Origin of the sequence: Sphingomonas sp. 10B4 (assembly GCF_035019905.1) — a bacterium.
Classification (GTDB): domain Bacteria; phylum Pseudomonadota; class Alphaproteobacteria; order Sphingomonadales; family Sphingomonadaceae; genus Sphingomonas; species Sphingomonas glacialis.
In genome coordinates, this window is sequence record NZ_JASJVC010000062.1 from 1 (window position 1) to 20,566 (window position 20,566).

The following is a 20,566-nucleotide window of genomic DNA, read 5'->3' on the forward strand; positions in this document are numbered from 1 at the left end:
TCTCGCAGGAGGCAGTCCATTCCAGACCATCCTCGGTGCCGTCTCTGCCTCCGCGTGCTGGTGGAAATTGAAGCGAGGAGATTCATCTTTACTGCAGCCCATGTCGCAGACGAGGCGAAGGCATCGAAGCTTTACATCGGACTGAACAGACTGGAGGAACTGCCGTTTGACTTTGAGCTGACGGTTGCGCCTGATGGAGATCGGGATCAAGACGTTATCGACTTCGCCTTCATGCCGTTCGCGACCGATCTGGTTGACAAGCTTGGTGACGCAACTTTTATCCCAGAGGCGATGATTGGAGTCGTTGAGCCGGTAGAGGGGCAGAGTTATACTTGCCTCGGCTATCCGAACACCAAGAACCGCGACCCGGTCTGGAATGCCACCGCTGTAGAGGGCAAGCTTATTAGCTATACGAGCCGGGGCCGTCCGATGTCCCAGCTCCCCGCTCGGGCCATCGCCGGGGTACACGTCCTCGTCGATCGCAATCCGAAATATGTGCGTAACCCGGATGGGCTCCGTCTCAAGGCCGGGAAAGCTAATGGCTTTAGCGGTGGCGCGATTGTCGATGTTGGGGCGCTTGGAACGGTGGCGAATGTGCTGACGCCCGCGCCACCGCGACTCGCAGCCATCTTCACCGAAGCGCATCGCAATGAGAAGGTTATTATGGGCACGCGCCTCGACTATGTCGTTAAACAGCTGCGTGCTGCAAAACGTTTGTAAATGACCAGAGATTGTTCCTTGTGGCTAGCTTGCAAGGATGACAGCTCTTTTGCCGAGTTGCTCAGGACCCGGCCAGTAGCGACCAGCCAAGCCATTCCGAAACCGAACATGAACGAGCGACCGCTTGTGGGGAGCAGTAAGTGCGCTGGGAGTGACGAAGTCTGGGTCTTGTCGTAGCAGCTGATGGCTGAATGAACGGTAGCCAATCGCGAGTGCTCACCGATATCTGACTGTCGGCGACGTCCGACATGCCGGTCGAATGACGCCTGCGGGCAAGCCCGCATCGCGCTCTATTCCGCAAGCCCGTCTGCGCGGGCGAGCTCCACCGAGCCGCCTGCGGCGTCTCGGCCGTTCGGTGACGATCGCTGGCGTAAGGGGCAGGGTGGCCCGGTGGGCCAAGCAAATGAGCGGGAGGGTCTAAGGTCGCACTCTTTCCCGCTGCGCTCCTTGAGGGTGCGGCGTTTTTGAGCTGACCCGCTGGCGCTCTTGCCTCTCTCCTTGCCGGACGCCCGCGGTCGGTCTGCGCTGCATCCCTTTGCCGGGGCTGCGCTCTCGCGCAACGACCGGCAGGGACTTGCTTGCCGCCGCAGGCCGTCCGTCGACGTCGCGCCGTGCAAGGGTGCCGTTGTTGGTGCCGCTTGGCGGCTGGGACGCCTGCCGGCTTCGTTGTTTGTGCGTGAGGGAGCCTGACGGCTCCGTTTTCCTGTTTGTGTGGGAACACCAAAGGCTTCGCCCTCTCGTTCCCAAAGCAGAATAGCCGCCCCCGAGTGGCGGTCGCTGCGCGCCCGCTGGCCCGCGCCAGGGCGTCGATTCAGCTTTCCCTCCCCCTCCGATCCTCGCCGGAAGGCAGGCCGCATGTCGCAGCCAGTGCGGCTTTCTGCCGAAGGAAGGAAGGTTTCAGATGACCGATTTGCTGTTGGGGTATCGCGCTTGTGGCGCAGAATCCCGTGACGATTACTTGCGCGACATCGCCAACGAGAACGGCTTGCCGCTGGAGTGTGTTCGCAAGATCGCCGACCGGCTTGGCGAGCGCGAGGACTTCGGGGCGCTTGTCCTGATTTGCGAAGAGCGTCACGCGCGTCGCGCGCATCTTGGACAGGGGCGGGTGCAGTGAGCACCGCCGCCCCAAAAGCCAGCGCCACCGCGCAGAAGCAGACCGCGCGCATTGCCCGTTTGAACGATCAGGCACGGCAAGCGATGGGGGTTGCTTGCACCGCCGCTGCCACAGTCGGTTTTCGGTCGCTGCCCGATGCCGATCAATCAACCGTCCGCGAGTTGATCGAGACGTTCGACGCCTTCGACGAGGACAACGACCCGCACGGCGAGCGGGATTTCGGGACGATCTACCAGCTTGTCTGCGGTCGCTGGACGACCGAGCGTCCGCAGTCGCGCGATGACGAGCGCGAACGGGTGTTCTGGAAACTCGATTACTACGACCGCGACTTGGCGGGCGGTAGCGAGAACGCCGCAGACCCCGCGATCACGCGGCGCGTCCTGACCATCATGCTGTCCGATGAATATTGAGCGGAGGCGAGGCCATGAAGCGCAAAGACCTTCCCACCGTCGCAGCCTCAGACCCCGACCAGATCATGATGGCGGGCGTCGCGCCCGTCAGCATGGGCGAACGGCTTGGCTGGCTTGCCGCGCAACCGATGCAGCCCCGCCGTGAACAGCGACCGCTCGACATCGGGTTCTGGGACCCGATGCGAAACCAGATCGAAATGTTCTGACCACCGACCAATCAACCAGCCATTCATCCAAGGATTTCGCCATGACACTCCAGACCGTCAAACTTTCGCAGCTTCGCCTATCGCCGTTGAACGTGCGGCGCGTGAAGCCCAAGGCCATCGACCAGCTTGCCGCCGACATGCTGGCGCACGGCCAGTTGCAGAACCTTGTCGTTTACGCCGAAGGCAATCGCTTCGAGGTCGCTGCCGGAGGCCGACGCTACCGCGCCTTCAAGCAGCTTGAGCGCGCCAAGGCGATACCGGCTAGCCATCCGGTCAGCGTGGACGTGCGCGACAAGGCCGAGGCGGTCGAACTGTCGTTGGCCGAGAACGTCCAGCGCGAGGCTATGCACGTTGCCGATGCGGTGATCGCTTACGGCGATCTTCGCAGCCAAGGGAAGTCGCCAGAAGACATTGCAACGCGGTTCGGTGTGGCGCTTTCCTACGTCAAAAAGGTGTTACGACTGTCGGCCTTGCACCCCGATGCGCTTGCCTGTCTGGCGCGCGATCAGATCGGCATGGAGGCGGCACAGGCTTTGACCCTGGCCGAAGACCATGACCGCCAGCTGGAGGCGTTGAAGCGGTTCGGCAACAGCGGTCATCAAATCCGGCGGATGCTGACCGAAGAGAAGATCGGCACGACCAGCGCGCTGTTCCTGTTTGTCGGGCATAAAGCCTATATCGCGGCGGGCGGCACGATCACCGCCGATCTTTTTGCGGAAGGAGGCGACGGTTACGCCGACGACCCCGCTTTGGTCGAGACGCTGGCAACCGCCAAGATGGCCGAGATAGAAGCGGGCTACCGTGCGGAAGGCTGGTGCGATGTTCGGGCATCGCTGCAACGCCCCGACGACTATTACACCCTTGTCACTGTCCACGCCGAGGGGATGCGCGAGCCGACCGAGGAAGAACAGATCGAGCGCACCCGTATTCAGGACGCAGCCGACGCGAGGGCAACCGAACTTGGCAACGGCAACCGGTGGGGCGACAGGGTGTTCAGTGGATTGGAGCGTGACGCCCGCATCCTCGAAAACCGCCTGTGCGTGTTCACCGACGCGCAGAAGGCCGAAAGTGCAATGGTGCTGTTCGTCGGCAATGGCGGCGAGATCGAGGCCAAGGCTATCCGCACCAAGCGGATTGCCAAGGGCAGCACCGGCGACGAACCCGCAATCAAGCCCGATTATTCAGGAGCGATGATCGAGACGCTATCGAAGATCAAGACGCTGGCGGTGCAGGAAGCGGTTGCGACCAATCCCGCGCTTGCGCTCGACATCTTGCTCGATTGCCTTGTCGGGCAGGGCATCCATAGCGAACCGTCCTATTATTCGCCGCTGTCGCTTCGGCTCGAAGGGTTCAACGCTGGCGTTCCCGACGACATGATGACGCTGGCCGAGATCGCATCGGTCGATGAGATCGGCGGCAGCGACTTTGCTGCCTTGCCCGAGGTCAATCGGTTCGCTGCGATTCAGGCGATGGACGCCGAGGCCAAGGGTCGTTTGCTGGCGTTGCTTGTCGCGCGCCAGATCAACGGCGGGCAGTCGTCGGGGATGCGACGGGATCGTCGCCACCAAAGGTTCGACCAGATCGCCTTTGCCTCTGGCGTCGATATGGTCGCCAAGTGGCAGGCACCGGTCGCCTTTTACGACCGGCTCAAAAAGCCTGTTATCGCCAAGATCATGACCGAGGTGCTCGGCAAGCCCGCCGCCGATAATTGCGCCAAGATGAAGAAGGGCGAACTTGCTGTTGACGCCGCCGAGCGGATGGCGGGGAAGGGGTGGCTGCCACCCGCGCTTGCGATCACGGAGCCGCCCGCCGAGGTCGAGCAGGAACGCGCCGACTGCGATGACGATGAGGAAGGCGACGACGGCGACGACGCCCCGTTCGACGAGCAAGAAGCGGCTTGATGGTCAGGAGGGCGGGCCGAAAGGCCCGCCCTCGTTTCCCTGATAAGGCACACGCGGCCCGCTCCTGTCGGACGGGCGCGGGCCGATCGTTCCGACCGGCCCGCAATCAGCACGGCAGCTTATAACTGCCGTGCTGATTGCCGCGCGAAAGATAGCCAGGCCAGCCGGTTCGCGTTTAGAAGGGGGCATGATCGGCGCTCCTCAATCGCCCTGTGTTGCGGTCTGCGCGCTCGATGCGCGGGTAGGGCTTTGCACTGGTTGCGGTCGCACTCTCGCCGAGATCGGCGAGTGGGGCGGGGCGACTGCCGAACGGCAGCGCGCGATTCTTGCTTTGTTGCCGGAGCGGATGGCGCAGCTTGCCGCCGGCTTGCCGGCAAGGCTGTGAAGGTGACGCCATCCCCGATCATCAAGTTTATTATAGGATTGCTCGACCTACGTCCGGACACCCCTAAAGGTGAGCGATTAGGCGGCCGACGTTCGCCGTGCTAAGCAATACGCATCACCCGATCGATATCGCAGGCATCTCGTGACCGAGGGACGATTGTGCTCTCGCCTGCGACTTGGGGGAGTCAGGTTATGTCGCAGAAAGAACGCCTCCTTCGGTCGATGGGCTGAGGGCCATGTCGGTTATCCGCCCCGTACGCAATCTGGAAGATGCCAACAAGCTGGCGCAAGCGATCGTTAACACGATCCCTGAACCGTTCCTCGTGCTCGATGCTGATCTGCGCGTCCTTGAAGCCAGCCGCTCTTTCTATGAGATTTTTCAGGTGGAACCGGCACAGACGCAGGACTGCCTGCTCTATGATTTGGGTCACGGACAATGGGACATTCCGGCGCTGCGCGTGCTTCTGGAGACGGTCCTTCCCGAACGGGTTGCGATGGATGGCTTCGAGGTCGACAATGACTTTCCTGGGATCGGCCACCGCATCATGCTGCTCAATGCGCGCAAAGTGCTTTATGACGAGAGCGATACAATGGCGATCCTGCTCGCCTTTCGGGATTGCACTGAGCGACGCGTGATCGAGCGTGAGAAAGCGGCATTGCTCGAAAAATCAGAGATGCTTCGACGGCAGAATGAAGTCCTACTCCAAGAGATGCGGCACCGCGTCGGCAACAGTCTTCAGATCATAGCCAGCATCCTGCTCCTAAAGGCGCGAGCTGTCCCTTCGGATGAAACTCGGTTTCATCTGCATGACGCGCATCAACGCGTCATGTCGGTCGCCGCCGTTCAGCAGCACCTCGATATGACCGACGGCATCGATCAGATTGATGTCGGCATCTATCTTGAAAAGCTCTGCGCGGGACTTGGGACGTCGATGGTTGGCGATGACCAGCCGGTCGCAATAACAGTCGCCTCCGACACTGGCATGATCCCCTCGGCCAAAGCCGTCAGTTTCGGTCTCATTGTCACCGAACTCGTCATCAACGCGCTCAAATACGCGTTTCCCGATCACAAGCGGGAGGCGGCAATCACTGTTAGCTATGCGATCGACGGCGATGACTGGACACTGATCGTGTCCGATAACGGCGTCGGGAAGATCGAGGGAATCAAGCCAAAAGCCGATGGCGGCTTTGGCACAACGATCGTTGCCGCGCTCGCCAAGCAGTTAAAAGCAGACGTGACTATGACGACCAACTCAACGGGATTCACCGTTACCGTCGCTAGCAAGGCGGCAGCAAAACCGCTTTTGCGCGCTGCTTGATGCGGTGAATAAATATCCGGGAACCCGGAAAGGTTTCGATTGTAGGGCGTTTGACGACGGATAAGGTGGATGATCCTGGTTTCCTATCCCCGTTTAGAACAAGGCACGAAGTAATTTTGACCGACGGTGTTCTGATTTTGGTGGTGGAGGATGAGGCGCTGATCAAGGAGCTCGTGGTCTGCGGCCTCGAAGACGCAGGATATGTGGTCGCGATTGCGTCAGACGGCGAGGATGCCATCGCGATGCTCGAAGCCGATGGAGCTGAGTTCCGTGCCGTCGTCACCGACATCAATCTTGCACCCCAAAATTTGACCGGATGGGATGTCGCGAAGCGCGCACGCGAACTCACGCCCGATATTCCGATCATCTATATGTCTGCTGCCAGCAGCCACGAATGGACGTCGAGCGGCGTGCCCAACAGCCTCCTCATCGCCAAGCCCTTCGCGATGGGGCAGATCGTCACGGCAGTGTCACAATTACTCAATGCAGGCGGTTCTGGGTCGGTTGAATAGGCGTAGGCATCGCGAACATTGACGGGGCCTGTTGCCGCTCGATTGCCCGTCTCGTGATGATCGTCGTCCCGTCGTCATCGCCAGCCTAATCCTAAGCCCCGACCGATCGCCGTCGTGATGATACCGCTGCCCATGTTGCAGCGGATCGTGGTGACGGATCGAATGTCAGAGCGCTTCACGCAGATTGAGCGTGCTTGTGGCCGGTGAGCCTGTTCCGGTAAGCGCGGCACAGCGACATATTCAGCGGTTGAGCTGGCCCGCTGCGGTGACTTTGCTGAACCCGTTGTCGATACGGCCAGAACCACTCGCGCGAAGGTCCGGCATGTCCTGTCGTGCGTCCAGGGTTGGCAGAGCGATTTCCTTGTTTGCCGGTTTCTTGGCCGCGCGCGTCGCCTAATACGATCAAGCAAAAAACCGGACGCCCCTAGTGCCCGCCAGGGCGGGCGGGGCGTCCTACGGTTTCCCCGCCGTGTTTCACCGGCGCGGAGCCTCCGTTTTTTGGCTGGATCGCGGCTCCTTCGCGGCCCCCTTGAAGACCGTCAGGAAATCACCCTGCAATCCAAGACGGAGTAAGACCCATGCAGAACATCGCAGAATTTCGGATCATCGGTCGCATCGGCAAGATCGAGGTCAAGGAGAAGGTCACCTATCTTTCGGTGGCCTCGAACTACAACCGCAAGGACGGCGACGACTGGAAGACCGACGCCCACTGGAACAGTGTCACGCTGTTCGACAAGCTCGCCAAGCGTCTGAGCGCGGACAAGGGCGACCTGGTGCACATCACCGGGCGCGTCCGCCAGAACAGCTACGAGGCGGGCGGCACCACGCACTGCGACGTCGATCTGATCGCCGACGGGATCGCGATCCTGGCTAAGAAGGACGGCGGCCCCGCCGATGACGAGAAGCAGGACTGATCAGCCAGCGGGGCGGCTTTGCCGCCCCGCTTCTTTTTTGTTGGTCCGTCTGAAAGTCGGTGCCGGATCTTTGCGGGTCGGTCGATGGAGGCTCCATCGGCTGGCGCTCAGTGTGCTTGTTTTTGTTTCGGTGGTGGAAGGGTTGGGCACTGTTTTTCAAGCGATGAATTATCGAGGTGGATAATCGTGGTGCTTTTCGTTTTCGATCCTATCGCTACCGTTACAATATTCTTAGTGCATTGAACGCTTGATCCCAAATATCCGAGATGGCTGGTTTTTAGGCTTCTTCGGCTGCGGAATTTGGAAACCTGTTGCCGACTGCCCTTTCGCTATTTCGGTCTTCGTACTTTTCACTTTAGTTTTTAAGGTAGGGTTTGTGTAATGGCAGGATAAGCTATACCGCGTGTCTTGTATTACGTTTCCAATGGTGCCCATGGGAAAACGAATGACATGACCACAAACCCACTCGCTCGAACCAGTCCCAGGATTACGATGCTGACGGCACGGATCGACGCCGAAACGCTCGCGGCATTCGATGTTTTTGCCGAAGGTCGGGGCGGACGGAGTGCGGTCTTAAGGCAGTTGATCGAGCAAGCCGCGCAAGCGAACGCCGACGCACCACGCATCGAGCGGCGCGAAACGACGGCGACAAATCGCGTGTCAGTGCGCTTCACGGATGTCGAAAACGCCGTTCTCGAACACCGCGCATCGCAGCGGTCGACCGATCGCGCGGGCTGGATCAAGGCGCTGGTGCGGCGGCATCTCGGTTTGAAATCGCGTGTCGACGATGGCCTTATCGCCGAGCTCGCGCCCATCCGAATGCAGTTGCTGCGGATCGGCCGCAATCTCAACCAGGCAATGAAGGCTGCGAACGCGAGCATGTTGCCCGATGGTGACAAGCAGATCGGCGGCGAGCTGCGACGCATTGCCGACATGCGGATGGAGGTTTCCGAGCAGGTTGCAGCCGTCGGCGACGCGATGCGTGGCGACACTGCCTATTGGGCGGTTGCCGACTGATGAGCCTGGAATCGGCCTTGTGGGAAGCGACCCGGCCGGCGTTTCGTGTCCGCTATATCCATGATCCCGATGCGGTGCCCCGCGCGCCGCTCTATGCCAGTTTCGGGATTGCCGATGCGAAAAGCGCGCGCGCCAAGCTTGCGCGGGTTGTACGCGGCGCGCCCGAAGTGGTGGTGAAAGTGACCGGTCGCCAGAAGGGCGGCGGCCATGTGAAAGCGCATCTCGATTACATCGGACGCAAGGGCGATATCGATATCGAGACCCGCGATGGCGAAATCCTAACGAGCAAGGAGGACATCGCCGAGCGTGCCGAGGAGTGGAGCGACACGCTTCAATGGCGGTCGCGGGCTACAGTGTCATCGGTGTCGATGGTCTTCTCGATGCCCGAGGGCACCGATCCCGATAAGGTGTTGAGCGCCGTCCGTGCCATGGCCCATGCCGAACTCAGCGACAATCACGATTACGTCATGGCCCTGCACAACGACACGCCGCGCCCGCATGTGCACTTGTCTGTGCAGGCCGAAGGGCTCGACCGGACGCGTTTCAATCCGCGCCCGGTCCAGCTCAATCGGTTCCGCGAGCGGTTTGCCGAAGAGTTACGCGCACGCGGCGTCGCGGCTGAAGCCACACCGCGCCGATCGCGGGGCAAGGGCGTTGCAGGGTCGAGCATCGCGCTCGTCAAGCTACGGGCGCGGTTACGCAGTGAAGGCAGCCGTCAGATATCCGATTCCGACCGGCGCACGAACGAGCAGGCTGTTGCGGTCGCACGCGGCCAGCAGAAATTGCCCGAATTTATTTCGGCGGGGACGCGGCGTTGGGGCGAAATCCGCGGGGCCTATCGGCAAACTGCCGATGCGCTCGACGCGACGGGCAATATTGACGATCGCAAGCTGGCGGGAGACGTGCGCAGTTTTCTCGACAAGCACGAGAAGCTGAACGCCACGCCCGAAGTATTTGCCGCTCGCCATGCCGAGAGCATCAAGCGGGCGTTGCCAAAGCCCGAGGTCGCGCCGCCGGATCGCCCGCCGCGTGACAAGGGGCGAAATCGATGAGTTTAAGGTCGACCCAGTTCCCGCCGTTCAGCGCAGCTGAGCGGCTTCTCAGAACCGGGCGCTCGTTCATTGCGGTGGGCGATGCAGACAATGGTTGGTCCATTGCCGGCGGGCGCTCGTCTGTTACGTTAGGATTATGGCAACGCAAAAACGCACAGTCGATTACCTGCTCGAACATGCGATGGGCGCCGGCGCCGTGTCGACCAAGCCGATGTTCGGCGAGTACGGCGTCTACGTCGACGGCAAGATGATCGGCTCGATCTGCGACGATCAACTCTACGTGAAGCCAACGGCATCCGGTCGCCTTCACGCCGAGCCGGTGTCGGAGGCGCCACCCTATCCAGGGGCTAAGCCGCACCTGCCAATTGAGGCCGATCGCTGGGACGACGCCGAGTGGCTAGGTGACCTGCTGCGCGTCACAGCGGCGGAGCTGCCGATACCCAAACCGCGGAAACCGAAGCGTAGCAAGTAAGCGCCCGCTCGACATGGTTATCTTACAAGGCTTGTCGGCGTGTTACCGCCATGAGGATCGCCAGCGGGAAGACCCATTCCCGGTCACTCACTGCCCGATCCGGGCTTCCGAGAAGCGGACGTCCGTTAATCTGGTGTGATCGGGCCTTTCGGCGGATGCAGAGGATCAGGTTGAATGGCGAACACTGGAACTTTCCCGCCATTCTCGCTTGAACTGTTGAATGGCGGTTTCCAGCAGAAGCCGCCGTTCGGTAGTTGCTAGCGTCGTATCGTCCATCGGGCAAAGCTGGGCCAATGACTGGCTGGTTCGCGAACAGTTCCCACTGAAGTAGACGTTCAAGGAAGGTGCACTGGGCTCATCGCGATCTCTATGCGAGCTTGGGATCGCGGAACAATCAAATGCCTGAGCATCTCGACATCGTTCTGCAACCCGATTGGATCGAGCCCGTCTGCCGTTAGAAGCGCTTGTTTCACCCAATCGCTCATGTGCGGGTGCTCCAGCACCCATGCGATTCTAGCGTCCGCTACCGCCAGCATGATTTCAGGCTCCTGCCTCAACTCTCTCACCCGTTCCTCCTCACTCATGGATTGCATTCCCCGCAGTGCGCGGGGTCGGCCGCTACCGCCTCGACGGCGCGCTCGACCCGCCAACCGCAACCGACGCATGACTGAACGTTTGCCTTGGTGAGCAACGTCGGCTCGCCGCACCACGAACATGGCAGGCCTGGAAGTCGCTCGGTCACGGCATAGCCAGGCCGACCGCAGCCAGGGCAGGGGCTGCTGGCGCGGCGTGCCAAGTCAATCGTGGCGCGTTTGATGGCGCGCATCCGCCGGGGATTGCGGTACGCGCGCATGTCTGTTTCGACAAAAGCCGCGCCCGCTTTGGCAATGACCTCGTGAAGCGCCGACGCTAGGTCGTCCCGGGTTGCCGCATCTTTGATCAGCGTGAGATCAGGAACCGGCTGGCCATCGCGGCAGCCCATCACGATGACGCCGTGATCGGGAAACCCCACCCTTTCAGCGAATTCGAGGCCGGCAGCGATATCGTTTACAACAACGTGAGCAAAGTTCGTGTCAAGCGTTGCATGGTGTCCGACAAGTTCAAGGTCGGACGTTCGATCGACAAGGACGACGATCTCGCGCTCTACGGGGCAAAACGGAATGTAGGGATGGGGGCCAAAGCTGCCTTCGCTGGCCAACCCGATCTTAAGATCCGGCATCCGCTCGAAAGCCGCCTCAATCTTGGCGCGTGCTGCATCGAGCTGTGATCCGGTCCGCTCGATATCCCGGCTAAACGTACCGAACGCGTCTGTGTCCACCCCGGTCGTGACTTCAAGCCGCAAGCCCAGAAAACGCTCGACGATCGGCGCAACGACTTTTTGCTTGTCGTGCATCGTCGCCAAGATCGCGCGGTCGCCGCGATAGAGGAGTCCCTCCGCAGCGCCCATCAGAAATAGCCCTCGCGTTTCTTCTGCTCCAGCGAACCGCCATTGGAAAATATGCGTTCTTTGGCGCGGGATTTTTCCTCATCGCGCCGGGCGCCTCCGAAAATGAAGTCATAGTTCCCTTGATCAAGCGCTTCCTTCAGGGGCTCGGTGCGCATGGCTGACGTGTAGAGTTCGCCATGATCGAAGGGGTTAAGGCCCGCGGCACGCCCTTCTTCATTGGCCCGCACGATCAGATCAAACCCGTGATCGCGCGCGAAGGCATCTCGAAACTCCAGAAGCGATCGGAACTCCCAGGTCGAGTCGATGTGCAGCAAGGGAAATGGCGGTTTGCCCGGATAGAATGCCCGCAGAGCGAGATGCGCCATCACTGTGCTGTCCTTGCCCGCCGAGAACAGCATCACCGGATTACGCGCCTCAGCGACAGCCTCGCGCAGAATATGGATCGCCTCGGCTTCCAAGCGCTCCAGATGAGACATTCGGGGTGGCTGCGCTGCGCTGATTTCTGCCGGCTCCATGGGTCAGGCCGCCATTTCAGGCAGAGCTGTTGCAGGCTCTGCCTCATTCATCTGTGACCACTCCAGATCACCTGTGTATCGCCATGCCATCCGGCCTTTATCGTCGAGCGCGAACAGGTGAAGCCAGCGATTGTCGAACAGCGCACACACACCCGGGTGGCGTTTCAGGATTTCGGTCATCGCCTCACGCGGCGCTTCGATACAGACCGAAAGTCGAAGCGGGTCATGAACGAAACGTTCGCCGTCATGGACAGACTGCCATGGCAGGCCGGCGCGCAGGACGCCACCATTGCCCTCCACAACCCCGATTCCGCCGACGACGTTGTGCAACAGCTTGTTGCCGCCACCGAAGACCGCGGGCGCAACAGTCGATCCGTAATATTGCAGGCTGATCCAGCTTGCGACAACGACGGGCGCGGTCAGGATCAGTTCCAGGACGCCAAAGCCTTTGTCGTCCTTCCAGTCATAGTCATGCAGGAAGGCCCGGCCCTCGAGACTCTTTCCCGCGGTGCGCCGCCGTGGCGCGGCGATGAAGGCCTTGCACCCTGCCAATGCCCATTCCGGCCGCACCTCGGCCCAGTCGCGGCTGCGCTTGACGAGACTGCCCTCTCCGGTCGCATGCGGCAGGCGCAACGCCCGCTCGCTGCGGGCGATCTTTCCTGCTGCGGCGAACCAGGTCTTCGCATCGTTGAGGTCGGTCGCGTGCGCTGCGGAAAGACAGTCTTCGGCATAGAGCGTGATCGCGTCGGTCGTCGTGTCGTGCAAGCCGGCGACGAACAGCGTGTTTGCCGGAATGTCGATCCCTTGCGGACCCAAGCCCTTGCGAACCTCGGCATCGTTAAGCAACGCCGCCAGCAACCGCGCATTCACCTCGCCGGAATAGCCACCGCAGGCACCGCAATGCAGCCCACTGGCATGCGGGTTGTTGACGACATTGGCGCCATGCCCCGCCAGAACCACGAGCCTTGCGAAGTTGGTCGTCAACGACATGGCGCGCAGCACGGTCTCGGCTGCCGTCGTCCGAGCCCCGAGATCAAGCGCCGGATCGGGACGCGGCGCGGGATCGTTCGGTACAGGTGTGCCGCGCAGGCCCAAAGCATCGATCACCAGCTTGCTGATATAGAGGGGGCCCGTTGCCTCGACAAAAGCAAAGGATGACACGGCCGCCAGCTTGAACCGGCCCCACGCCCGTTTTGCCCGTGCCTTGAACCGAGCGCTCTGGTCGGCGTCGGCGTCGTCTGGGCCGCCTGAACTGCTCGTCAGGCCTGGATTCAGCAGCACCGGCAACCGAAGTTCGCTCACGTCCGACGCGAAACGGCGATGCGCGGCGGTGAGGCCGAAGAAGCCCGCGAACCCCAACGTCTGGATCGCCGGGTTGATCGATTCGAGCGCGCGCCGGAACACCTCGGAGCGCACGTCGATGCAGAAAGCGGCCTGCAATAAGGGGCGGCTATCGATTTTCGCGATCCCCGGCACCGCAAGCGTTTCCGCCAGCTTGCGCTGCGCCGCGCGTTCCGATGCTTCTTGCAGGATCGAGTCTATGACATGATCGAGCGTGGGTGTGACAGGCAAGGCGTGCGTCGCGACGACCGAGCGCCAGCGCGCAGCAATCTGATGTTCATAGCGATCGAACAGCGCGGCTTCCCAGATCAAGCGGATCGCCAGAAAGTCGGTAATCGTCGCGTCGGTGCCGCCGCCAAGCTCGGCCTGCCAAAGCCGATAGCGCGCATATTGCGCCCAGCCGCCGAGGGTCATGAGCATCTGGTGGAAGTAGGTTTGCGCCGCCTCAGCCGGAAGTCCGAGACCTTGCACGACGCTCGCCATCGCGTCCGCTGCTGCTTCCGGCGCCTCCGACACATGCGTCGCGAACCCGGACAGACCAAGAATCTCGGGCGTCAGATCATGCGTCGCGACCGCGCGCCAAGCGGCATAGGCGCCGCGACCAGTTGGTGCAGCCCAGAGCGCCTGTCCCTCGTCGAGATATCCAGCCGCCCATGCGCCGAAGCGCTCGGCGATCACACCCGGCCAGTCGATCCCGGAGGCTTCCGCCGCAAGGTCCGCGACCGTCGGCAAGGCGCTGATTTCGGGCGTTGAGGCTTGCAGCGCTGCTATGAGCGCCGCAAGGGTCTCAGGGCGCGGCGCCGTCGGCGCAATCGCCAGCGCGTCGAGCAGATCCTGATCGATCAGATCGCCATTGGCGATCCGTTCCTGATACCAGCTGCGCGGCATGGTTACCGCAGTGCCCGCCACCCTGGCAAGACGGGCCGCGACGGTGGCGAGGTCCTCATCGGTCTGGCCAAGGAAAGGATTGACCGCGACGCTGGACGCCAATGGCCAGACGGGCGGTATCGCCCGAGCGGCTTGATCGACGGCGGTCGCGAGATCGAGCGTGTCGCGCCCGAATGAAGGGTTTGGATGCGTCATAGTCTTATCTCCGGGAAATCAGGAGGTGTGGCGAAGCCGCCAGCCGCGAAGCAGCCGGTCAAACACCGTGTTGGCATAGAAGCCGTTGGAGAGGTGGACGCGCAGCCCAGCGGCCGCCGGGTGGTAGGCCCACAGCGGAAACATTGCCTGGACCACCGCCACGAGGCCGAAACTGACGACCGCGAGGACAATCAGCGCCCATTGCAATGGGCCTGGCGCAGGGGCGACAGGCAGCACGCCGGACGTCAGCCAGATCGCGAAAACCTGGAGGGCGAAATAGCTGACCGAGGTGGCCACGGCGTAGACGACGGTACGCCTGGTCAATGCCTTCGGTGCGGCGTCCGCCAATCCTTGCGCGAGCATATAGGCGACGCCAAAGATCAGGATCGCGCCCAGCGCGATGGCCTGCGGCGACTTGTGCTGAAACCCGAAGCCGAACCCAACGATGCCATAGATAGCCAGAGCGAGGAAAAAGGCGCGCGCGACCGCGTCCGCCCTGGGAATGGCTACCGGACCAGGCCGGCGGTTGGCGGCGATCAGCTCGACCGCGCCGCCCGACGCAAGGAATGAATGCGCCTTGTAGAGAGAATGCGCGACGATGTGCAGCAAGGCCAGCGGGAAGAGCGTCAGTCCGCATTCGAGGATCATGAAACCCATCTGGGCGATCGTCGACCAAGCGAGCGAGGTCTTCACCGCAGGCTGGGTCAACATCACCAGCCCGGCGAAAAGTGCGGTAAATCCGCCGATCATGACGAGGATGGCGAGTATTCCGGGCGCAAGCAACATAACGTCGGCAAAGCGGATCAGCAGAAATCCGCCGGCATTGATGACACCGGCATGGAGAAGCGCCGAAACCGGCGTTGGGGCTTCCATCACTTCGGTCAGCCAACCATGCATCGGAAACTGCGCCGATTTCAAAAGCGCCGCCAGCGCCAGAAAGCCCGCCGCGACGATCGCCAGACCGCCGCCGGTCCCGGCGCGGGCGGCGCTCAGGATCGGCATGATCTCGCCCGTGCCATACGCAAGCGTCAGCAGCACCGCCGCGATGATGAGCGCAATGTCTGCGATCCGCGCGGTGACGAGTTTCTTGGCGGCGGCGCGCTGGGCGGGAACGCGACCGGGATAGAATAGCAGCAGCCGGTGAAGGAACATACCAGTCGCGATCCAGGCCAGAACCAGCTGCACAAGATTGCCCGACAGCACGAGGAGCAGCACCGATGCCAGGGTCAGGCAAAGCCAGCCGATGAAAATGCCTTGCCGCGCCTCGCCATCAAGATAGGTTCCGGAGTAGCGGATCACGACCCAGCCGATAAAGGCGACCAGCAGGAACATCGTGGCGCTCACGGCATCAATCCGCACCGACAGTCCAAGCCCGTTGATCCCGATCAGGCCGCTTTCAAGCGCCCCCTGCGTCGCCAGAATTGCCACCGTGGCGAGCGCAACCAGGATCGCGAACAACGCCCCAGCTTCGGCCAGGCGCAACGCGCCGGCAGGCCGACGACCGGGGCTGAAAAAGCCGACAACAGCGCTGAACGCCAGTGCCATTGGGGCAGCATAGGGCAAAAGATCAAATAGCAAGGAATGTCCCCCATGGCGAAGAATGCAGATCGACAAATCTGCTATTCCGTTTGCGCAGGAGGGTAAAATTCATTGTTCCGCACATATTGTTCTGTTATATAGAACGATATGAAGAGCCTGAACTTCAATCATCTCCGCTATTTTTGGGCGGTCGCGCATGAAGGCAATCTCACGCGGGCGGCCGAGCGGCTGAATCTATCGCAATCGGCGCTCTCGGTTCAGATCCAGAAACTCGGGCACCAGATGGGGCACCCGCTGTTCGAGCGGGTCGGGAAACGGCTTGTTCTGACCGAGGCCGGGCGGATCGCGCTCGACTATGCCGACACCGTGTTCAAGGCCGGCGACGAGTTGATGAGCACGCTGGAGGGGCGGTCGCAGGCGATTCGCCAAATACTGAGGGTCGGCGCGCTCACGACCTTGTCGCGCAATTTCCAGCTTGAGTTTCTGCGCCCTCTGGTCGGCCGCGCCGACGTAGAGTTGATCGTGCGTTCCGGCACCATCCGCGATCTGCTGGCACAGCTCGAATCGCATGCGATCGATGTGGTTCTTTCAAACAGCGCGGCCCAACGCGATGCCAGCGCGCCCTTTCGCAATCAGCTGCTTAATCAGCAGCCCGTCAGTCTGGTCGGCCGGCCTCGGCCCGACAAACCGCCATTCCGCTTTCCTGATGATCTTCGCACCGAGCCGATCCTGCTCCCGAGCCTCGACAGTGATATCCGGGTCGGTTTCGACCATCTTCTCGCTCTGGCAGGCATCCGGCCAGTCATCCTGGCCGAAGTCGACGACATGGCCATGCTGCGCCTTCTAGCCCGCGAACGCGAAGGCGTAACGCTCGTGCCGCCGATTGTTGTGCGCGATGAGCTGGATTCCGGTGTACTGGTCGAGCATTGCCGGATTCCGCAGCTTACGGAGAGTTTTTACGCTATCATCCAGAAGCGCCGGTTCCCCAATCAGCTTCTTGGCGACCTGCTTGCGTCTTATGTTCAGCCGGAATCCGTGTCTGCCGTGGGGTAATCCGTCTACGGTCCGTGATCGGAGCGCCTTGATCGCCCAGCAGGGATCGTCAATAAACAACACCCTCAGACTCCTGGCGATGCCATTCAGGCGTCATGGGCCTTATTCAAAGTTGGGTAGGGAAAATCGACACCCACCTGTCCATGCTTCGCAGGCTGTTCCTGGCAATTCAGAACACCAGCTGCCAGTCGGCTTTCTCGCGCAAGGAAAACACGGGAGGAAGTACGATCCAGCCAGATCAGTGTCATTTCTATAAAACAGAACAATATGTTGTAATCTTTGCATTTAACAGACGGCAAACAAGCCTCTATCTGAAATACGGTTTAGCCGACGAACCCATAGCGCCAGTGTGGATAAAGTCGTCGAGAACGTAGCTTTTGGTGGGGAATATGCGATGACGGCCACGTCCATAATTGGGCCGCTTCTTTCGGAGCCCCAATCCCGTCGTCCGACCGTAGGGGTGCGTGTCGGCACGGTCATGGTTGGCGGCGGCGCGCCCATCGTCGTACAATCGATGACCAACACAGATACGGCCGACGTTGCCGCAACCGTCGGCCAAGTCAGAGCGCTCGCCATCGCCGGTTCCGAAATCGTTCGCGTCACCGTCGATCGTGATGAGGCCGCCGCCGCTGTACCCCGAATCCGCGCGCATCTGGACCGCATAGGCATCGGGGCTCCGCTCGCCGGTGATTTCCACTACAACGGCCACCAGCTCCTCACCGATCATGCGGGCCTCGCCGACGTTCTCGAGGAGTATCGCATCAATCCAGGCAATGTCGGTTTCAGCAAAAAGAAAGATCGGCAGTTCGGCGTCATCATCGACACGGCGATGCGACACGGCAAGGCCGTGCGCATCGGCATCAACTGGGGTTCGCTCGACCAGGAGCTTCTCACCTGCCTGATGGAGGAGAACGCCGGATTGAAGAGCCCGCTCGACGCTCGCGCTGTCACCCGCGAGGCAATGGTGCGTTCCGTTCTGGATTGGGCTGGACGGGCTGAAGAAATGGGCCTTTCTCGCGACCGCATCATGCTTTCAGCCAAGGTCTCGGTGGTGCAGGACCTGATTGCGATCTATCGGGAGCTTGCGCGCCGTTCGAACTACGCCTTGCACCTCGGCCTCACTGAAGCCGGTATGGGTTCCAAGGGTATCGTTGCTTCCTCTGCGGCAATCGGCATCCTGCTTGAAGCCGGTATCGGCGACACGATTCGATTTTCACTCACACCTGAACCGGGGGGAGACCGCACGCTTGAGGTAAAAGCCGCGCAAGAGCTCCTCCAGACGATGGGGTTTCGTGCCTTCGCGCCACTCGTCGCCGCCTGTCCCGGCTGCGGCCGGACAACCTCGACCATATTCCAGGAGCTCGCCCGAGACATTCAAAGCTGGATTGCGACCTCAATCCCGGAGTGGCGAAAGACGTATCCAGGAGTGGAGAATCTGAACGTTGCCGTCATGGGCTGCATCGTCAACGGGCCCGGCGAGTCGAAGCATGCCGATATTGGCATTTCGCTTCCTGGCACAGGCGAGCAACCTGCCGCGCCTGTGTTCATCGACGGTCATCGGGCCGTCACGCTGCGCGGCGCGACCATTGCCGAGGAGTTCAAAACACTGGTCCTAGACTATATCCGTGACCGCTACCGTGGCGCACAGAGTGAAGCGCCCGATGATGCCAGCCCTCAAAACGAAGAACACCCGGGGCGCAGAGACCCCACCGAAATGTGCCTCTGATGGAAAAGCCAGAGCAATCCCCAGATTCCGCCGAGTTTACCACTCGCGCCGGTGGTGGCAAACAAGGGCTTCCAAGCCGCCACACGACGGTCGGGCCCGAGCGGGCACCGCACCGGTCATTCCTCTATGCCATGGGCCTTTCGGCGCGCGAGATCGCCCAGCCTTTCGTCGGTGTCGTTACGACCTGGAACGAATCGGCTCCGTGCAACATCACCCTGTCGCGGCAGGCGCAGGCCGCCAAGCGCGGCGTCGCTGCCGCCGGCGGCACACCGCGCGAATTCACAACCATAACGGTGACCGACGGCATCGCGATGGGACATGCCGGGATGAAGGCGTCGCTGGTTAGCCGGGAAGTCATCGCGGATTCGGTCGAACTCAGCATGCGAGGCCATTGCTATGATGCGCTGATCGGGGTCGCCGGGTGCGATAAGACACTGCCAGGGTTGATGATGGCGATGCTGCGCCTCAACGTGCCGTCGGTGTTTCTCTATGGCGGCTCGATCCTGCCGGGCACGTTCCGCGGCAAGGATGTGACGGTACTTGATGTCTTTGAGGCGGTCGGCGCCCATGCTGCGGGCACGATGAGCGACGCCGATCTGGCCGAACTGGAAACTGTTGCCTGCCCTTCCGCGGGCTCCTGCGGTGGCCAGTACACCGCCAACAGCATGGCCTATGTCTCCGAGGCAATCGGCCTTGCACTGCCGGGCTCGGCCGGAACGCCCGCACCTTACGAATCGCGCGATCGCTATGCGACAGCCGCCGGGCACGCGGTCATGGCACTGCTCGAAAGGGGTCTGCGACCGCGCGACATTGTCACGCGCGAGGCGCTTGAGAATGCCGCTGCGGTGGTGGCGGCCACCGGCGGCTCGACCAACGCCGCGCTGCATCTTCCGGCGATAGCCAACGAAGCCGGCATCGCCTTCGATCTGTTCGACGTCGCTGCCGTGTTCAAGCGCACACCGTTGATTGCCGACTTGAAGCCCGGTGGACGCTACCTTGCCAAGGACGTCTATGAGATCGGCGGCGTGCCAGTCGTATTGAAAGCGTTGCTCGACGGCGGTTTTCTACATGGTGACTGTCTGACCGTCACCGGACGGACCCTCGCCGAAAATCTCGCCGACATCCGAGTGCCAGCGGATCAGGACATTGTCTTTCCGACGACACGGCCCTTGTCACCGAATGGTGGCCTTGCCGGTCTCTCCGGCAATCTTGCTCCAGACGGTGCCATTGTGAAAATCGCTGGCCTGAAGCGACTGTCCTTCACCGGCCCGGCGCGCGTATTCGATTGCGAGGAAGACGCTTTCGCCGCCGTGATGGCGCGGCGGTATGAAGCGGGCGATGTCCTTGTCATCAGATACGAGGGGCCACAGGGCGGTCCCGGTATGCGCGAAATGCTTGCAACTACATCGGCAATCTACGGTCAGGGCATGGGCGAGGCGGTCGCTTTGATCACCGATGGCCGGTTTTCAGGGGCCACGCGCGGCCTTTGCATCGGCCATGTCGGGCCGGAAGCCGCTGTCGGCGGCCCAATCGCGCTGATCGAGGACGGTGACCTTATCGAGATCGATGCCGATCGCGGCGTCCTGGCATTGCACGTCGATGAACCAACACTGGCGGCACGGCACGCCCGCTGGCAACCCCGTCGGCATGATTTCCAGTCAGGGACAATCTGGCGATATGGGCAGACTGTTGGGCCCGCCCGTTACGGTGCCGTGACGCATCCGGGTGCGGCCGCCGAGGTTCATGTTTATGCCGACATCTGAACGGCTTTGTTGCAAAACTGACGTTGGGGATTCACGTAGGGAATCGAGTGGGATAGATGGGCGTGATGCCCAAACCTG

Annotated in this window: 19 protein-coding genes and 1 pseudogene; 15 read left to right on the forward strand and 5 right to left on the reverse strand. The window is 61.5% G+C overall.

Annotated features, from left to right (window positions below):
* From QN347_RS15075 to QN347_RS15130, 12 genes are all read left to right on the forward strand, one after another.
* Positions 1 to 720 (forward strand): hypothetical protein (locus tag QN347_RS15075; protein WP_323494111.1); only part of this gene is annotated, 720 nt, incomplete at its 5' end.
* A 901-nt stretch (positions 721 to 1,621) separates the two neighbouring features.
* Positions 1,622 to 1,834 carry a hypothetical protein gene (locus QN347_RS15080; protein ID WP_322159954.1) on the forward strand — a complete coding sequence of 71 codons (213 nt, stop codon included), beginning with the start codon at positions 1,622 to 1,624 and terminating at the stop codon, positions 1,832 to 1,834.
* Positions 1,831 to 2,244 carry a DUF3768 domain-containing protein gene (locus tag QN347_RS15085; protein WP_322159952.1) on the forward strand — a complete coding sequence of 138 codons (414 nt, stop codon included), beginning with the start codon at positions 1,831 to 1,833 and terminating at the stop codon, positions 2,242 to 2,244. The genes QN347_RS15080 and QN347_RS15085 overlap by 4 nt, the downstream gene beginning before the upstream one ends.
* A gap of 14 nt (positions 2,245 to 2,258) precedes the next feature.
* Positions 2,259 to 2,450 carry a hypothetical protein gene (locus QN347_RS15090; protein ID WP_322159950.1) on the forward strand — a complete coding sequence of 64 codons (192 nt, stop codon included), beginning with the start codon at positions 2,259 to 2,261 and terminating at the stop codon, positions 2,448 to 2,450.
* Between the two features lie 41 nt (positions 2,451 to 2,491).
* Positions 2,492 to 4,351: a ParB/RepB/Spo0J family partition protein gene (locus tag QN347_RS15095; RefSeq protein WP_322159948.1), complete on the forward strand. Its 1,860-nt coding sequence runs from the start codon at positions 2,492 to 2,494 to the stop codon at positions 4,349 to 4,351.
* Between the two features lie 187 nt (positions 4,352 to 4,538).
* Positions 4,539 to 4,736 (forward strand): DUF1289 domain-containing protein, encoded by a 198-nt coding sequence (locus QN347_RS15100; protein WP_322159946.1) that lies wholly within the window; start codon positions 4,539 to 4,541, stop codon positions 4,734 to 4,736.
* 235 nt (positions 4,737 to 4,971) lie between these two features.
* Positions 4,972 to 6,054 (forward strand): sensor histidine kinase, encoded by a 1,083-nt coding sequence (locus QN347_RS15105; RefSeq protein WP_322159945.1) that lies wholly within the window; start codon positions 4,972 to 4,974, stop codon positions 6,052 to 6,054.
* Between the two features lie 116 nt (positions 6,055 to 6,170).
* Positions 6,171 to 6,566, forward strand: coding sequence for a response regulator transcription factor (locus QN347_RS15110; protein WP_322159943.1), 396 nt, complete (start codon positions 6,171 to 6,173; stop codon positions 6,564 to 6,566).
* A gap of 578 nt (positions 6,567 to 7,144) precedes the next feature.
* Positions 7,145 to 7,480 carry a single-stranded DNA-binding protein gene (locus tag QN347_RS15115; RefSeq protein WP_322159941.1) on the forward strand — a complete coding sequence of 112 codons (336 nt, stop codon included), beginning with the start codon at positions 7,145 to 7,147 and terminating at the stop codon, positions 7,478 to 7,480.
* A gap of 450 nt (positions 7,481 to 7,930) precedes the next feature.
* On the forward strand, positions 7,931 to 8,497 hold the full coding sequence (locus QN347_RS15120; protein WP_323494113.1) for a hypothetical protein: 567 nt from the start codon (positions 7,931 to 7,933) through the stop codon (positions 8,495 to 8,497).
* Between the two features lie 74 nt (positions 8,498 to 8,571).
* Positions 8,572 to 9,549 (forward strand): relaxase/mobilization nuclease domain-containing protein, encoded by a 978-nt coding sequence (locus QN347_RS15125; protein WP_323494114.1) that lies wholly within the window; start codon positions 8,572 to 8,574, stop codon positions 9,547 to 9,549.
* Between the two features lie 136 nt (positions 9,550 to 9,685).
* On the forward strand, positions 9,686 to 10,021 hold the full coding sequence (locus QN347_RS15130) for a TfoX/Sxy family protein (RefSeq protein WP_322159934.1): 336 nt from the start codon (positions 9,686 to 9,688) through the stop codon (positions 10,019 to 10,021).
* 335 nt (positions 10,022 to 10,356) lie between these two features.
* Here QN347_RS15130 and QN347_RS15135 read toward each other — a convergent pair whose 3' ends face one another.
* The 5 genes and pseudogenes from QN347_RS15135 to QN347_RS15155 form a co-directional block, all read right to left on the reverse strand.
* A complete protein-coding gene (locus QN347_RS15135) occupies positions 10,357 to 10,605 on the reverse strand; it encodes a hypothetical protein (protein ID WP_322159932.1) in 249 nt (82 codons plus the stop codon).
* Entirely contained in the window at positions 10,602 to 11,414 is an 813-nt protein-coding gene (locus QN347_RS15140) for a DUF6671 family protein (protein ID WP_323494116.1), read from the reverse strand. Before QN347_RS15140 ends, QN347_RS15135 begins: the two co-directional genes overlap by 4 nt.
* Positions 11,415 to 11,512: 98 nt before the next feature.
* Positions 11,513 to 11,983 (reverse strand): annotated as a pseudogene (gene cysD / locus QN347_RS15145) (sulfate adenylyltransferase subunit CysD); the annotation flags it as partial.
* A gap of 3 nt (positions 11,984 to 11,986) precedes the next feature.
* Positions 11,987 to 14,407: a DUF2309 domain-containing protein gene (locus tag QN347_RS15150; protein WP_322159929.1), complete on the reverse strand. Its 2,421-nt coding sequence runs from the start codon at positions 14,405 to 14,407 to the stop codon at positions 11,987 to 11,989.
* Positions 14,408 to 14,425: 18 nt separating this feature from the next.
* Positions 14,426 to 15,952: a proton-conducting transporter membrane subunit gene (locus QN347_RS15155; RefSeq protein WP_322159928.1), complete on the reverse strand. Its 1,527-nt coding sequence runs from the start codon at positions 15,950 to 15,952 to the stop codon at positions 14,426 to 14,428.
* A 141-nt stretch (positions 15,953 to 16,093) separates the two neighbouring features.
* Between QN347_RS15155 and QN347_RS15160 the strand changes: the two genes are divergently transcribed.
* The 3 genes from QN347_RS15160 (at position 16,094) to ilvD (ending at position 20,488) form a co-directional block, all read left to right on the forward strand.
* The gene (locus QN347_RS15160) at positions 16,094 to 16,999 is read left to right on the forward strand and encodes a LysR family transcriptional regulator (protein WP_322159927.1); all 906 of its coding nucleotides are present in this window, start codon (positions 16,094 to 16,096) and stop codon (positions 16,997 to 16,999) included.
* A 349-nt stretch (positions 17,000 to 17,348) separates the two neighbouring features.
* Entirely contained in the window at positions 17,349 to 18,725 is a 1,377-nt protein-coding gene (ispG, locus tag QN347_RS15165; protein WP_323494117.1) for a flavodoxin-dependent (E)-4-hydroxy-3-methylbut-2-enyl-diphosphate synthase, read from the forward strand.
* Positions 18,725 to 20,488, forward strand: a complete 1,764-nt coding sequence (gene ilvD / locus QN347_RS15170) for a dihydroxy-acid dehydratase (protein WP_322159925.1) — start codon at positions 18,725 to 18,727, stop codon at positions 20,486 to 20,488. The genes ispG and ilvD overlap by 1 nt, the downstream gene beginning before the upstream one ends.
* Positions 20,489 to 20,566: the final 78 nt, after the last annotated feature.